The organism is Clostridium omnivorum (genome assembly GCF_026012015.1).
Lineage (GTDB): Bacteria > Bacillota > Clostridia > Clostridiales > Clostridiaceae > Clostridium_AX > Clostridium_AX omnivorum.
In genome coordinates this window covers 3,571,278-3,583,833 of record NZ_BRXR01000001.1, presented here as the reverse complement: position 1 = coordinate 3,583,833, position 12,556 = coordinate 3,571,278, and the positions used below count along the sequence as shown (strand labels likewise).

Genomic DNA, 12,556 nt, shown 5'->3' with positions numbered 1-12,556 from the left:
CTGTGCCTCCTTATTCCAAAGCTTTATATTCTTCAATTATTTTAATTACGTCATCCGGGATAAGCTTTCCGTACACTTTATCATCAATCATCATTACAGGAGCAAGTCCGCATCCCCCTAAACATCTGGCAGCCTCTAAAGTAAATAGTCCATCTTCTGTAGTTTTTCCTACCTGAATCTCTAATAGGCTGCACAATCTATCCATAATATCTTGGGAGCCCTTAACATAGCAGGCAGTACCTAGACAAACCTTTATAATATGCTTTCCTTTCGGCTCTAAGGCAAATTGAGAGTAAAAAGTGGCTACTCCATATATCTCAGACACTGGAATATTAAATTCTTCAGAAGCTACTTGCATAATTCTTTCAGGTATATATCCGTATATTCTTTGAGTTTCGTGAAGTACAGGAATGAGAGCACCTTTTACAGCTTTATGCTCCTTAATGATTTGCTTAATATTGCTGAATCTGTCATCATTTTCGTCAAAATTGCAGCAACAATTTTTTTCACACAAATTTATCCTCTCCTTTTCTTTGTGATTAAAATAACATGAAAATAAAGCCATGGATTTTTTGAGCTAGAACTTGATGAAATGCAATAAAAAAAATAAAGTAGAAATGTAATAAAAAAGTAAAGCAGAAATACTTGTTTAAATATTCGGAATATTTTAATTAATTTAATTATATCAGCGCAACTGTTGTAGTACAACCTATATATATGATAAAACTTTTGTGAAAATAATCTAATTTTATGTTCTCCTTGATATTTTTTAATCAAACCTTGTTATTATTTTGGTTCCAAATCCAAATATCTTCTTTTCCTATGTTCTTTTTTTAAATATACTACCAAATTTAGAACTTCTTCATATTATGATTACATAAACAGTGTGAATTACTCACTAGTTTAAAGGAGGATTTTATGAAATGAGTTTATTAAAAAAACTAGAGAATATTAAAAAAGAAAGATTAAGAAAAGAAAGAATTAATCTAGCTAAAAAAATAGCTGCAGGTACAGCAGCAGGAATAGTTGCTGGAAGTGCAGGTGGTATATTATTAGCTCCAAAATCAGGTAAGGAAACAAGAGAAGATATAGCTAATACCGTAAATACTGTAGCAGTGAAGACCTCTGAGATTAGAGATACAGCTATTAATAAAGTTGTTGCAACAAAGAGCAAAATAGATGAAGCAAAAGAAAAAATATCAAAATATTTGGCAGATAAAAAAGCTTCGGAAATTGAAAATAAAGCTTCAGAAATTCAAGAATAGCTGGTGCCATAATGTATATAGATTTATCCAGCTTAGCATATGGCGCTCTGGCAATATTAGGAGCAGCTGCCTTAGTGCTGTTAATAATGAATTTGATAAAACTGTTTAAAGTTATATCAAGATTTAATGGAATCCTTGAAAAAAATGAAAAAAATATAAACAGTATGCTGATATCACTGCCAAAGGCTTCAAACAATGCAGCTGAAATAAGTGAAAATATAAAGGTAGTTACTGAAGTTGTTACTGACACTACTGCTTCTGCTATTAAAGCAAAGGAAAATATTAACGACTACGTTACTATCATTAAGGATATATTGACCATAATTAAAGAGGTATTCTCAAAATAGCAAGCAAGGGTTTTCCCTTGCTTTTTTTATTAATTATCCATTTAGTTATAGACACATAGTGACATTTTCTATTAAATTTGAACAAAATAGCAAATGTGTTTATATAAATTCAACAAGATTCATGGTATAATATGCTATTATATGTAAGATATTTCATAAAGCATCGACACATGAAAATAGTTTACAAGGAGGAAATAAAATGAAAATAGTTGAAATGATGGAAAAGAAAAAAAGAGAAAAAGCTAAAAGAGAAAGAATAAAACTTGCTAAAAAGGTTTCTGCAGGAACTGCCGCTGGCGTTGTTGTTGGCGCTATTAGTGGAATATTATTAGCACCTAAATCAGGTAAAGAAACTCAAGAAGACATTGCAAAGACTGCAAAGGACCTAGGCGAAAATATAAAGAATAAAACAGTTGAATTTAAGGGCAATGTTGAAAATAAAGTAACTGAGACAAAGGGCAATGTTGTTGAAGCTAAAGAAAAGATATCACAATACTTAGCTGAAAAGAAAGCTGCTAGAAAAGGCTGCTGCTGTGATGAGGCTATTGCAGAGGATGAAGTTAAAGAAATCGAAGTTCCAGCTGAAGTTGAAGAATAACGGTGGTATGCTATGTATATAAAAGTATCTAGTTTAGTATTAGGTGTTCTTGCTATTTTAGGAGCAGCTGCTTTAGTACTGCTTATAATGGCACTTATGAAGCTATTTAAGGTTTTATCCAATGTAAATGGAATTCTAGAAAGAAATGAAAAGAATATCGATCAGGTTCTAGCTTCACTTCCTAAAGCTACTGATAATATAGTGGAACTTAGTGATAATATTAAAGTTGTATCTGAGGTAGTAACAGAAACTGCTGCATCTGCCATTGATGCAAAGGAAAATATCGAAGATTACATAAGTATAATAAGAGATATATTTTCTATTATTAAAAAAGTATTTTTAAAATAACCAAAGCTGCAGGTTAATTCCTGCAGCTTTGGCTTTTATAAAAAATTATAGTTTTATCTTAAAATTTCTGCACCACTTAAAAGCTGCTTAATATTATAGGTTGCATCTACTAATGGGCTAATAGACCTTCCTTTATTAATATAGTCAAGTACTGTTGATATAAATTCTGACATATCAACTTCCCTAAACCATTCAGCCTCTCTAGCCTCTGGAGATATGTAGGTCAAGTTTGTTGAGTAAACCCTATCAATTAATCCTTCTTTATAGAATTCACTGAACTTATTTACTCCTTCTGTAAAGAGTGCAAATGTTGTAGCTACAAATATTCTTTTTGCATTTCTCTTTTTTAGTTCTCTAGCTATATCGAAAACGGATTCTCCTGAAGCAATCATATCATCTACTATTAAAACATCCATACCCTCAACATCTTTACCTATATATTCATGCTGGACTATAGGATTTTTTCCTTTTACAACAGAAGTATAATCACGTCTCTTATAGAAAAGTCCTATATCAAGTCCAAGAACATTGGAATAGTATATAGCTCTATCCATAGCTCCTGTATCAGGGCTTATAGTTAACATCTTTGATTTATCTATTTCTATATCTTCCTGCCTAATAAAGCTTTTAACAATTTCATAAGTCGGATATAAATTTTCAAAAGTAACTAAAGGTATAGCATTTTGAACATTTGGATCGTGAACATCAAAGGTATATATATCTTTAACACCAAGTCTTTCAAGCTCCTGCAATGCTAATGCACAGTCTAGGGATTCTCTCCCCTTTCTCTTGTGCTGTCTTCCTTCATATAGCATAGGCATAAGAACTGTCACTCTTCTAGCTTTGCCACCTAATGCAGATACAACTCTCTTAATGTCCTGAAAGTGTTCATCAGGTCCCTTATGATTAGTGAATCCATACATCTCATAAGTACAGCTGTAGTTTCCTACATCGCATAATATATATATATCTTTACCTCTAACTGTCTCCTCTAATTTAACTTTGCCTTCACCGTTTGAGAATCTTATCTCATCAATAGAAATTAGATAAGTATCTGGACCCTCTGAATTCTCTCCTCGTTTTTCGAGCAAATAATGATCAATTTTTTCGCCTAGTTCCTTACAGCTTTCAAGAGCAATTATTCCAAGTTGTCCATAAGGCATGGAACTCTTTAAATTCGTACTCACAGAAATCCTCCTCGTTAATTGTTATATAGATTCATCGTAGATTAGCATTGAAATCATTTTCTCCCATAGACTATTGTAATCAATTCTAAAATATATTACAACCTTAAATCTAATATTAAACACTAAATAAACAATTTATGATTCGGATTTACTTCTTTTTATATGATAATCATAGCATACAACTGCTTCTACCTGCTTAAAGCCCTCCTGTAAATATAGTGACTTTGCTCTTTCATTATCACCATTTACACAAAGACTTGTCATTCTAAAATTATTATCCTTTGCAAAGCGTAGTATAGCTCTCAAAAGACATCTGCCTAATCCTTTTCCCTGATATTCAGGAATTATAGCAACAGGTCCTATATTCATAGTTTGAGTCCCTTCATATTCATCTAAAGCTCCTCTTATTACTCCCACAGGTACTTCCTTATGATAAAGCAGCATAGCTGCTCCTTCTATACTGTCACTATCTGAAATCATCTTTGATACCATTTCTAGTGTAATAGGTGTCTCACTACCCTTAAGTTTTGCAAAGGCTTGATTTCTAACTTCACACCAGTCTTTTTCATGTTCACCAGCTTTAAAAGGCTTAATTTCATAACCTTCTGGAAGCTTGAAAGATTGTACCTCTAAATCCTCTCTCACAAGAAAAAAAGAATATCTCTCTATAGTAAACTTAAGCTCTTCAATAATCTCTATTGCTGAACTATCATCAGTGTGCATAAACACAAAAATTTTACCTAGTCCTTCTGTATGTCTTAAAATAGCTTCCAGCAGCTTATTATATACCTGAGCCTCAGAAACTTCAGAATGGAATATTCTAAACCTGCCTTTCTTGCCTCTTCTGTGATATTCATTAATTATTAGAGAAGCTGCAGCTATTATTAGCTCATTATCATCAACAACTATATAAGTTGGATTTTCAGCATTTGGTTCAAACTCCCTTAAGTCCTCATCATATAAAAAGGAATCATCAACCTCTGCTCTATGCTTCCTGCAGTAATCTATAAATTCTTCTAGTCTATTGCTTTTTAAAGCCTCCACTCTCATATATTCCCCACCCTTTCTACTTATATATACAATTAAAACACATTACCAAAAGTCCATCTATAGTGTTTGTAAAAACATTCTACTTCTTAGTTTTGTATTGCTCTCTAAGCTCCTTAGCTCTTCCTATCTGTCCATTCAGTCTCTTCCAGGCATAATTATGGGCTTGTACTCCATTAGAAAAGTCTTTATGCTTCCAAGCATCTAGTATGTTAAGAAATACTTCCTTTTCCGATTTATCAATTAAATCCGTACTATTTACCATTGCCATTGCCTGGCTAATGCTCTCATCATTTATTGGTATTTCCCCATAAATTAAGCCATCCTCTGCTACAATTAAAGTATTGCTCATCCTATGAAAAATATCGTAAATATCAGTTTTACTTGTAACTTTAATCTTTTCTTTATCAACCTTGTTAATCTCAGACTTATTTTCTTCAACAATTTGCTCAGCGCTTTTTTTAACCTCAGGTACTTTTACATCCTGTTTATATTTGAAAAATTCATATCCAAAGAAAGCAATTCCACCAAGGACCGCTATAATTATAACTCCAATTATCGTCCACTTTAAACCCTTACTCATCATCATCCCCCCTATGTATTATAAAACCATTCTACCAAATAAACCCAGAAATAAAAATAGCAGTCTTAAAGAAAAAAGTAGCTTCACAATTATAAGTGTGAAACTACTTTTTTTAATTCTTAAAACAACTCTCCATTCCAGCCCCAGTCTTCAACTTCACTAAAGGTTACATATATGTTTTCCTGAGGAATATCTACTTCGCTTTCCAAAAGACTGCATAGCATCTGAGCAACTTTATTTTTATGCTGTCTATCTGCCTTTCCAAACATCCTTACATCAACAAAAGCAGCCTTATCCATTTTGTTTCCTCTAAAATAGATAGTTTCTCCATCATTAAAGCTTACCATAAGCCATTCCTCAGATTTTCCTGGAAGATCTGAAATAATCTGACCCATTTTTGCTTTTAAATTTTCCTTATTTTCTTCTGACAATTTTACAGTTACTTTTGAATTTATATATGGCATTTTAATGCTCCTTTCCTATGTGCATTAATTCTTTTTTATTATTATATCACTTATATATCTACATAATTTATATAAGCCTACATTTCTTTATCAAATTTGAATCGATAATAAATGCCATATGCGATAGAAAAGAGGTATGCGCAAACTAAAAGGATAATCACCACCATATCAGTACCCATTAATGCAAAAGCAATCATTAGAGCACCAAAAATAAATATCATCATATCGTATGCCTTAGCCTTTGCCATATTCCCAATTACAATATTGCGTTCATCCTGCTTATCAATTTCCACTTGCTTTTTAATTTCAGGATAGTTTTTCATAGTTCTGTTACTGATTATTCTTCCCATACCATGACCAAAGCTGCCACATCCAACACCTACAAAAACATATGGTAAAGCTTTCATTATTCCTTCCGGCTCAATAACAACTTTAATAAGCCATAAGCCTACACCCAAAAGTAATAATCCAATTATAGTGGTAATGTAATATATACTCTTTTTCATTTTTAAACCTCCTCATAGATAAAAATTTCTTCTATACTCATGTTAAAATATTTTGCTATTTTAAATGCCAATAAAATTGAAGGATTATATCTACCGTTTTCAAGCGAACCGATTGTCTGTCTTGATACTGCAAGTGCTGCTGCCAGCTCTTCCTGTTTAATACCTCTCAGCTTTCGTATTTCTTCTAATCGATTTTTCACATATATCCTCCTTTCATGTAAAGTCTACTTTCCATAACTCTAGTATACCATAACTTACCACTATGTCAAGTAAACTTTCCATAATAATAAAAAGTAGTTCTCACTTTAATTGAGAAACTACTTTTTTATTACTTCACTTTTTCCTTTTTCTCTTTCCTAGCTATAAAAACCCCTGCACCAATAATACCAAGGATAAATAATGTAATTGAGCCTTTATATATAATATCAGCAGCAATCATTCTTCCTTTTCCTGTATTAATACTAAGTTTATTGCTTTTTAATATGTCATCCTTTGATGCATTTAAAAGACTTTTTCCAAGGGCTAAAGAATATAGCTCCTGTCCTCCCCCTTTAACATCCCCTGCAAAGCTTGTATTGTAATGAAAGCTGTAGGTATCAATTTTGTATCCCTCTTTTGCAATTAGATCCCTTGCTTTAACACAGCGTTCCACAAACTCTTCCTTAGATATTTTATCCCCCTTCATATATACCCACACTGTTATTTTTTCAGGCATATCCACTCTAAAGCTATCACTGCTGTTATAGACTCCTTTTTTAATATATATTTCTGAGCTCACATCATTAAAACCTTTTATATCGCTCCTTAAAATAGTCTTTAGTCTTTCTGTAATTTCATCAGCAAATTTTTTGCTCAGCGCTTCATCCTTTGAATATTTATAAATATATTCATCGTATATAACTTTAGCTCCTTTCCTCCAACTTAAATTAAAGGATATACTGCTGTCACTCTTTGATGTAACAACAGCCATATAACCACCAAAACTCATACTATATCCTACCGGGCCAAGTTCAAAATCTTTATCAGGATAATTTTCCTGCAAATAAACTTTCATATCCTTCTCTGCCTGAGCTTTACTCATTGAATTTCCATTAAGCCCTGTATAAAACCAAAATATAATACCAATGAGCAGTACTAAAACTACTCCATATAATATCTTTTTCATATTAAGCCCCCTGTTTCTCAAAAATCTTTTTCAATAGATAGCCTATAACGCATCCTACAAGAGTAAGAAAACAATTTACCAAGGATAGCATTATAACTCCGCTAAATCTCCCCATAAAAATACAGCCCACCAAACTTACTCCCAAAATAAGTACTGGAGTTGCCCAAAGCCTCTTAACAATTAAATATCCTATACATCCTATGATTGGGTATATAAGTACCATTTTAAATTGGTCAATAAATAAGGTAGTATAAAGTCCTCCAAAAGCTCCAAGTCCTAAGCAGATTAATTCTATAAGCAGCATACGCTTTTTTATATTTTTAATCAGCTTTCCTTCTATGCTGCTGTTAATTTCTATGTCTACCTCATCACTTAGTGGATCTTTTTCTCTCAGAATCTTTAAAAATTCCTGGCATTCACTGCAGCTTCCTATATGTTCTTCTATAAGCCTACAACTTTCACCACTGCAAAGATCATCTACATACAGCTGCATCAAATCCTGAATTATTTCACATTTAATATCATTCATTACCTTTTACCTCCTGTATTTTTCATGCTATCCTTTGAAAACAAATATTGATTTGATTCCATTTCCTGCTTTAACTTCAGTTTTGCTCTGTAAAAAGTAATTCTTGCCCAATTTTCATTTCTATTTAGCAGCTCTCCTATATCTCTAAAGCTTAATTCTCCAATACTTCTTAATAAAATAACCTGCCTGTAATTTTCTTCAAGCCTTCTTATTGCTGAAATAATAGCTTTTACGCTATCCCTGCTTTCAAGGATAGCCTCAGGCATTTCCAAGTCAATCTGCTCCAGTATTATTTCCTCTGATAGTACCACATCTGTTTTTTTGCTTTTATTCTGCTCCTTTAAGTAAGCATTCTTTGCAATAGTATAAAGCCATGTAGATACCTTTGATCTGCCTTCAAATTTATCAATAGCTTTAAAAGCATTAAAAAAAGTTTCCTGTAGGAGATCCTCAGATAGATGATGGTCCCCAGTTAGATAAAAAAGATACTTATAGATGCTTTTATAATATAAACCGTAAAGTTCACCAAACTCTTTCATGAGTACCTCCTTTCACTGTATTAGATACCTATTTTTGCACTATTGTTACAGTCATTTAAAAATAAAATTAAAAGCTTAAGCATCTAAAGAATTTGCTTAAGCTCCATCAAAGAAGATATTTCAAAGCTTGGCTTTATTTCAGTTTCATTTGTAAGCCTACCAGGGTTATACCAGCAGGTATCTACCCCTAAATTTATTCCACCTCTTATATCTGAGGTTAAGCTGTCCCCTACCACCAGTACCTTAGATTTGTCAGTATGCTTTAAGTTATTCAAAGCAATTTCAAAAATTCTAGGATCTGGCTTGGCTACCTTAACTTCGTCAGATATTACTACATCTTCAAAGTACCTTGCTATAGAAGACCTTTTGATTCTATTAGTCTGAACCTCTTTTAATCCATTAGTAACTATTACAAGCCTGTAATCCTTGTGCAGACTTTCTACAAGTGCCTCGCTTTCTTCAAATAAAAAGCATGCGTCGCCTAAATGCTTCATATATACTTTTGAAAATTCCACCTCGTCAAATTCAGCATTTAATTTTTCCGACAACCTTCTAAATCTCTCTACCTTTAATTTTTCCTGGGAAATAAGTCCTTCCTCAAACTCTTTCCAAATTGCTTTATTTATTTCATGATATATTTTCAAATGATGATTGTCATCATATTCTATTTTAAAATCCAGCATAGCATTTTTAAATGCAGTTCTTTCAGATTTATTGAAATCAAATAGTGTCTCATCTGCATCAAATATAATAATTTCGTAGTTCATAATATCCTCCTCTTACTTTGAAAATAATAATAACCATTAATTCGCTTATTTAATAATTATAGCATATCTAAGCTTTAGTTAATTATATTAAATTATACTTCCAACATTTTTCTTACTGAGCTTCCTTACATAACTTAGTACTTTCTTCCTTATACTTATTATCAACAATAGCATTAATTATAAGACCTATGAGAAATAATATGCCTCCAATTAACTTTCCCTTAGAAAAAATACCTAAGAATATATAATCAATAATGGCACTGGTCAGCATCTGCCCTATAAATCGAAGGATAACTACATATACTGCTGATACTTTAGGCACAATAATATTAAAAAGGTAGGTAGTTATAACTCCTATAATTCCTCCTAAAAAATATAGCATAGGAACTTGCCTTATAACAGTGTAATCTGGTATAGCCTTAAGCATAACACCACATAAAATAACAGACGATATAGTAGCCATTATATAGTTTATATAGACCCCATTAATCATGCCTTCCCTTTGTGCAAGCTTTCCGTTCAGCATCATATTTATAACAATTGTTATTCCTGTTAGAAAAGATAAGAATACATACATAAATTTTCAACCTCCCTTTAAGTTGCCTTTTGTTTTCCTTGTCTATTCTGCTATTTTTCTTTCTTACATGGTGATCATAAATATTATCCCTAGCGAAATGATTGATAACCCTACTATTTTCCCTTTTTTTAACTTGTTAACTGGCATTCCAAACAAACCAAAATGTTCTACTAGGCTTGACATCACTAGCTGCCCAAACAGCCCTACCCCTACAGCAAGTGTTACTCCTATACGAGGTATTGAAATATTATTTAAAAGTATTGTTATAACACTGAGCACACCTGGTAATAGAAGTAAAAATGGTACTTTTCTCAAATTTGTTAATTTGTTTTTCTTTATAATAGATACAATAATAATCAGCATAAGCCCTAGTACATGATAAATTAAGGTACTCATATAAGGTCCTGTTTTACTTGCCAGCATTCCATTGAAGAAAACCATAACAGCAAGTATAATTCCATTTATTAAAGCTAAGTTTTTATACATAATATATTCCCCCTTGCTTTACATCACTTTATAAATAAAATAATATATTTATAAGGACTATCACATGACATATGTCAGGTTAAGGAGAATTTATGAAAAGAATTTTTAATAATGAGCTTTTAAACTATTATATTGCTGAGAATGATATTGAAAGCATTTTTGACAATGATATGTTGAAGCATACACAGCTTCACTTTTATGAAAAAAATGAATTTATCTTAAAAGCAGGATTTGAGCTGGAATATTATTATCTATTTGTAGATGGGAAAATAAAGGTATCTTACCTTTTAGAAAACGGTAAGTCCATACTGCTAAAGTTTTATAAGGACTTTAATCCTCTAGGAGATGTGGAACTAATAAATAATACTCCTATTCGCTGTAACATTGAAACCATAGAGGATTCTTATCTAGTTGCAGTACCTGCTGATATACTAAGAAAAAACTACATGGACAATCCAAAGTTTTTGCACTATATTATAAACAGCTTAAGCGATAAATTTTATGCAGTCTGCAATAATAGCTCCTACAATTTGGTGTATCCACTTATAAATAGATTATCCAGCTATTTAGTGGAGCATATTACAGATAAAGATTATATTGTTTTAAATTCCTCCTATATAGAAATTGCCCAGTTTTTAGGAACAACATATAGACATTTGAATAGAATCTTAAAGGAACTTGAAGCAGAAGCAGTTATTAGGTGTGAAAATAAAAAAATATATATAATTGATAAGGAAAAGCTTAGAGAATTATCTAAAAATCTGTATATAAAATCTGTTGAATACTAGAGAGTGAAGGTGAGGATATAGAATGAAAAGCAATCTTAAGATTAATAAAAACATCGTATTTATAGGTATGCCTGGCTGCGGAAAGACCAGCATAGGAAGAGAAGTTGCCAAAAGGTTGTCACTTTCCTTTTATGACATAGATGATTATATCGAAAAAAAAACAGATAAGCTTATTAAAGAAATTTTTCTAGATGGAGAAGCCTACTTTAGAAAACTTGAAAGTGAAGTAATAAAAGAAATTAGCGAAAACTGTCCTTCTGTTATATCAACTGGGGGAGGTTCAGTAAAGGTATCAGAGAATATGAAAGTCCTTCAAAAACACTCTATTATTATTTTTATTAACCGCCCAATAGAAAAAATTATTGAAGATATCAATATTTCTACAAGACCTCTTTTGGCAGATGATATTAACCACCTTTATAAACTATATGAAGAAAGATACAACTTATATAAAGGCTATTGTGATATAGAAGTTTTAAATGATACGGACTTCAAAAGAGTTATAGATAAAATCATGGAATTAATTGAAGGTTAAAACATAAAGATTTCATTTTTTAATGAACCCTTATCAAAACGTTAATTTATATTTTTATGTAACATCTGCAATAAATCGAATAGTGCTTCTGCACCAATTTGCCCTGGAGCAGAGGCTTTATTTAAGGTACCAAAAGTTATAGCAGAACCAAACACTTCACCAGTTAGTCTGCTAACAACACCTAACCCTGACATAGCCATAGTAACAATAGGTCTATCCGCATATTCTTCTGACATTATTACTGTAGCTTCTAATAGTTCTAATACATCCAATTTAGACTTTGGCATAACGGCAATTTTAGGAATGTCTGCTCCCATGACTTGCATCTTTTTTAAGCGGCTTATTATCTCCTCTTTTGAAGGAGTTTTTTCAAAGTCATGATTTGAGGCAATAACCTTAACTCCAGCTGCATGGGCATATCTGATAACTTCCTTTACAAAATTATCCCCTGTAAAAGCTTCAATATCTATAATATCCACTAAGCCTGTGTCTATCACAGCTTTGTTTAGCTGAATATATTCCAGTGTATCTATTGCCTTTTCACCACCTTCTTTAGTGGTGCGAAAGGTAAATATAAGTGGAACATTATTTAATACTGGAACAAGTTCTTTTAAAACAGCTTTCACCTTTTCATTATCAAGTGCATCTTCAAAAAAATCCACACGCCATTCTATCATATCCACATTAATATTCTTAAGGCTTAGAGTTTCTTCTATTATTTTATCCTTTGTTTTAGCCACAATAGGAACACAAACCTTAGGTATTCCATCCCCAATTACTACATCTTTTACCTTCACAGTACTCATATTACCACCTCAAATTTCA

The 12,556-nt window shown here is 32.0% G+C and carries 20 protein-coding genes; 6 read left to right on the top strand and 14 right to left on the bottom strand.

Annotation, left to right across the window (positions count from 1 at the left end):
• Window positions 1-10: 10 nt before the first annotated feature.
• A complete protein-coding gene (gene nuoE, locus bsdE14_RS16930) occupies window positions 11-514 on the bottom strand; it encodes an NADH-quinone oxidoreductase subunit NuoE (RefSeq protein WP_264851184.1) in 504 nt (167 codons plus the stop codon).
• A 409-nt stretch (window positions 515-923) separates the two neighbouring features.
• Between nuoE and bsdE14_RS16925 the strand changes: the two genes are divergently transcribed.
• The 4 genes from bsdE14_RS16925 to bsdE14_RS16910 all read left to right on the top strand — a co-directional run bounded on the left by bsdE14_RS16925 (window position 924) and on the right by bsdE14_RS16910 (window position 2,558).
• Window positions 924-1,265 carry a YtxH domain-containing protein gene (locus tag bsdE14_RS16925; RefSeq protein WP_264851183.1) on the top strand — a complete coding sequence of 114 codons (342 nt, stop codon included), beginning with the start codon at window positions 924-926 and terminating at the stop codon, window positions 1,263-1,265.
• 11 nt (window positions 1,266-1,276) lie between these two features.
• Window positions 1,277-1,612 (top strand): hypothetical protein, encoded by a 336-nt coding sequence (locus bsdE14_RS16920; protein WP_264851182.1) that lies wholly within the window; start codon window positions 1,277-1,279, stop codon window positions 1,610-1,612.
• A 199-nt stretch (window positions 1,613-1,811) separates the two neighbouring features.
• Window positions 1,812-2,210 carry a YtxH domain-containing protein gene (locus bsdE14_RS16915; RefSeq protein ID WP_264851181.1) on the top strand — a complete coding sequence of 133 codons (399 nt, stop codon included), beginning with the start codon at window positions 1,812-1,814 and terminating at the stop codon, window positions 2,208-2,210.
• 12 nt (window positions 2,211-2,222) lie between these two features.
• Window positions 2,223-2,558, top strand: a complete 336-nt coding sequence (locus bsdE14_RS16910) for a hypothetical protein (RefSeq protein WP_264851180.1) — start codon at window positions 2,223-2,225, stop codon at window positions 2,556-2,558.
• 53 nt (window positions 2,559-2,611) lie between these two features.
• Here the strand turns inward: bsdE14_RS16910 and bsdE14_RS16905 are convergent, their stop codons facing one another.
• From bsdE14_RS16905 to bsdE14_RS16850, 12 genes are all read right to left on the bottom strand, one after another.
• On the bottom strand, window positions 2,612-3,721 hold the full coding sequence (locus bsdE14_RS16905) for a ribose-phosphate pyrophosphokinase (RefSeq protein ID WP_264852285.1): 1,110 nt from the start codon (window positions 3,719-3,721) through the stop codon (window positions 2,612-2,614).
• Window positions 3,722-3,880: 159 nt separating this feature from the next.
• Window positions 3,881-4,795 carry a GNAT family N-acetyltransferase gene (locus tag bsdE14_RS16900; protein ID WP_264851179.1) on the bottom strand — a complete coding sequence of 305 codons (915 nt, stop codon included), beginning with the start codon at window positions 4,793-4,795 and terminating at the stop codon, window positions 3,881-3,883.
• A 79-nt stretch (window positions 4,796-4,874) separates the two neighbouring features.
• Complete coding sequence (locus bsdE14_RS16895; protein WP_264851178.1) at window positions 4,875-5,375, bottom strand: DUF6241 domain-containing protein; 501 nt, start codon at window positions 5,373-5,375, stop codon at window positions 4,875-4,877.
• A 119-nt stretch (window positions 5,376-5,494) separates the two neighbouring features.
• Window positions 5,495-5,839: a phenylpyruvate tautomerase MIF-related protein gene (locus bsdE14_RS16890; RefSeq protein ID WP_264851177.1), complete on the bottom strand. Its 345-nt coding sequence runs from the start codon at window positions 5,837-5,839 to the stop codon at window positions 5,495-5,497.
• 77 nt (window positions 5,840-5,916) lie between these two features.
• Window positions 5,917-6,345, bottom strand: a complete 429-nt coding sequence (locus bsdE14_RS16885; RefSeq protein WP_264851176.1) for a DUF6442 family protein — start codon at window positions 6,343-6,345, stop codon at window positions 5,917-5,919.
• A 2-nt stretch (window positions 6,346-6,347) separates the two neighbouring features.
• Window positions 6,348-6,545 (bottom strand): helix-turn-helix transcriptional regulator, encoded by a 198-nt coding sequence (locus bsdE14_RS16880; RefSeq protein ID WP_264851175.1) that lies wholly within the window; start codon window positions 6,543-6,545, stop codon window positions 6,348-6,350.
• 128 nt (window positions 6,546-6,673) lie between these two features.
• The gene (locus tag bsdE14_RS16875; protein WP_264851174.1) at window positions 6,674-7,510 is read right to left on the bottom strand and encodes a YfjL-like protein; all 837 of its coding nucleotides are present in this window, start codon (window positions 7,508-7,510) and stop codon (window positions 6,674-6,676) included.
• 1 nt (window position 7,511) lies between these two features.
• Complete coding sequence (locus tag bsdE14_RS16870; protein ID WP_264851173.1) at window positions 7,512-8,039, bottom strand: zf-HC2 domain-containing protein; 528 nt, start codon at window positions 8,037-8,039, stop codon at window positions 7,512-7,514.
• Entirely contained in the window at window positions 8,039-8,578 is a 540-nt protein-coding gene (locus bsdE14_RS16865) for an RNA polymerase sigma factor (protein ID WP_264851172.1), read from the bottom strand. The genes bsdE14_RS16870 and bsdE14_RS16865 overlap by 1 nt, the downstream gene beginning before the upstream one ends.
• Window positions 8,579-8,661: 83 nt before the next feature.
• Complete coding sequence (locus bsdE14_RS16860; protein ID WP_264851171.1) at window positions 8,662-9,345, bottom strand: YjjG family noncanonical pyrimidine nucleotidase; 684 nt, start codon at window positions 9,343-9,345, stop codon at window positions 8,662-8,664.
• A gap of 112 nt (window positions 9,346-9,457) precedes the next feature.
• Window positions 9,458-9,922, bottom strand: a complete 465-nt coding sequence (locus tag bsdE14_RS16855) for a DMT family transporter (protein WP_264851170.1) — start codon at window positions 9,920-9,922, stop codon at window positions 9,458-9,460.
• Between the two features lie 63 nt (window positions 9,923-9,985).
• Complete coding sequence (locus tag bsdE14_RS16850; protein WP_264851169.1) at window positions 9,986-10,408, bottom strand: DMT family transporter; 423 nt, start codon at window positions 10,406-10,408, stop codon at window positions 9,986-9,988.
• Window positions 10,409-10,500: 92 nt separating this feature from the next.
• Between bsdE14_RS16850 and bsdE14_RS16845 the strand changes: the two genes are divergently transcribed.
• Both bsdE14_RS16845 and bsdE14_RS16840 read left to right on the top strand, forming a co-directional pair.
• Entirely contained in the window at window positions 10,501-11,196 is a 696-nt protein-coding gene (locus bsdE14_RS16845; protein WP_264851168.1) for a Crp/Fnr family transcriptional regulator, read from the top strand.
• Between the two features lie 22 nt (window positions 11,197-11,218).
• Window positions 11,219-11,731, top strand: a complete 513-nt coding sequence (locus bsdE14_RS16840) for a shikimate kinase (RefSeq protein ID WP_264851167.1) — start codon at window positions 11,219-11,221, stop codon at window positions 11,729-11,731.
• Window positions 11,732-11,772: 41 nt separating this feature from the next.
• On the opposite strand, the gene aroD is transcribed toward bsdE14_RS16840, so the two are convergent.
• Window positions 11,773-12,537 (bottom strand): type I 3-dehydroquinate dehydratase, encoded by a 765-nt coding sequence (gene aroD, locus bsdE14_RS16835; protein WP_264851166.1) that lies wholly within the window; start codon window positions 12,535-12,537, stop codon window positions 11,773-11,775.
• Between the last annotated feature and the right edge of the window lie 19 nt (window positions 12,538-12,556).

Bases quoted from the DNA above. Each gene is read 5' to 3' on its own strand.
- bsdE14_RS16925 (WP_264851183.1), top strand. From the start codon at position 924: ATGAGTTTATTAAAAAAACTAGAGAATATTAAAAAAGAAAGATTAAGA.
- bsdE14_RS16920 (WP_264851182.1), top strand. From the start codon at position 1,277: ATGTATATAGATTTATCCAGCTTAGCATATGGCGCTCTGGCAATATTA.
- bsdE14_RS16915 (WP_264851181.1), top strand. From the start codon at position 1,812: ATGAAAATAGTTGAAATGATGGAAAAGAAAAAAAGAGAAAAAGCTAAA.
- bsdE14_RS16910 (WP_264851180.1), top strand. From the start codon at position 2,223: ATGTATATAAAAGTATCTAGTTTAGTATTAGGTGTTCTTGCTATTTTA.
- bsdE14_RS16905 (WP_264852285.1), bottom strand. From the start codon at position 3,721: ATGCCTTATGGACAACTTGGAATAATTGCTCTTGAAAGCTGTAAGGAA.
- bsdE14_RS16900 (WP_264851179.1), bottom strand. From the start codon at position 4,795: ATGAGAGTGGAGGCTTTAAAAAGCAATAGACTAGAAGAATTTATAGAT.
- bsdE14_RS16895 (WP_264851178.1), bottom strand. From the start codon at position 5,375: ATGAGTAAGGGTTTAAAGTGGACGATAATTGGAGTTATAATTATAGCG.
- bsdE14_RS16890 (WP_264851177.1), bottom strand. From the start codon at position 5,839: ATGCCATATATAAATTCAAAAGTAACTGTAAAATTGTCAGAAGAAAAT.
- bsdE14_RS16885 (WP_264851176.1), bottom strand. From the start codon at position 6,345: ATGAAAAAGAGTATATATTACATTACCACTATAATTGGATTATTACTT.
- bsdE14_RS16875 (WP_264851174.1), bottom strand. From the start codon at position 7,510: ATGAAAAAGATATTATATGGAGTAGTTTTAGTACTGCTCATTGGTATT.
- bsdE14_RS16870 (WP_264851173.1), bottom strand. From the start codon at position 8,039: ATGAATGATATTAAATGTGAAATAATTCAGGATTTGATGCAGCTGTAT.
- bsdE14_RS16865 (WP_264851172.1), bottom strand. From the start codon at position 8,578: ATGAAAGAGTTTGGTGAACTTTACGGTTTATATTATAAAAGCATCTAT.
- bsdE14_RS16860 (WP_264851171.1), bottom strand. From the start codon at position 9,345: ATGAACTACGAAATTATTATATTTGATGCAGATGAGACACTATTTGAT.
- bsdE14_RS16855 (WP_264851170.1), bottom strand. From the start codon at position 9,922: ATGTATGTATTCTTATCTTTTCTAACAGGAATAACAATTGTTATAAAT.
- bsdE14_RS16850 (WP_264851169.1), bottom strand. From the start codon at position 10,408: ATGTATAAAAACTTAGCTTTAATAAATGGAATTATACTTGCTGTTATG.
- bsdE14_RS16845 (WP_264851168.1), top strand. From the start codon at position 10,501: ATGAAAAGAATTTTTAATAATGAGCTTTTAAACTATTATATTGCTGAG.
- bsdE14_RS16840 (WP_264851167.1), top strand. From the start codon at position 11,219: ATGAAAAGCAATCTTAAGATTAATAAAAACATCGTATTTATAGGTATG.
- aroD (WP_264851166.1), bottom strand. From the start codon at position 12,537: ATGAGTACTGTGAAGGTAAAAGATGTAGTAATTGGGGATGGAATACCT.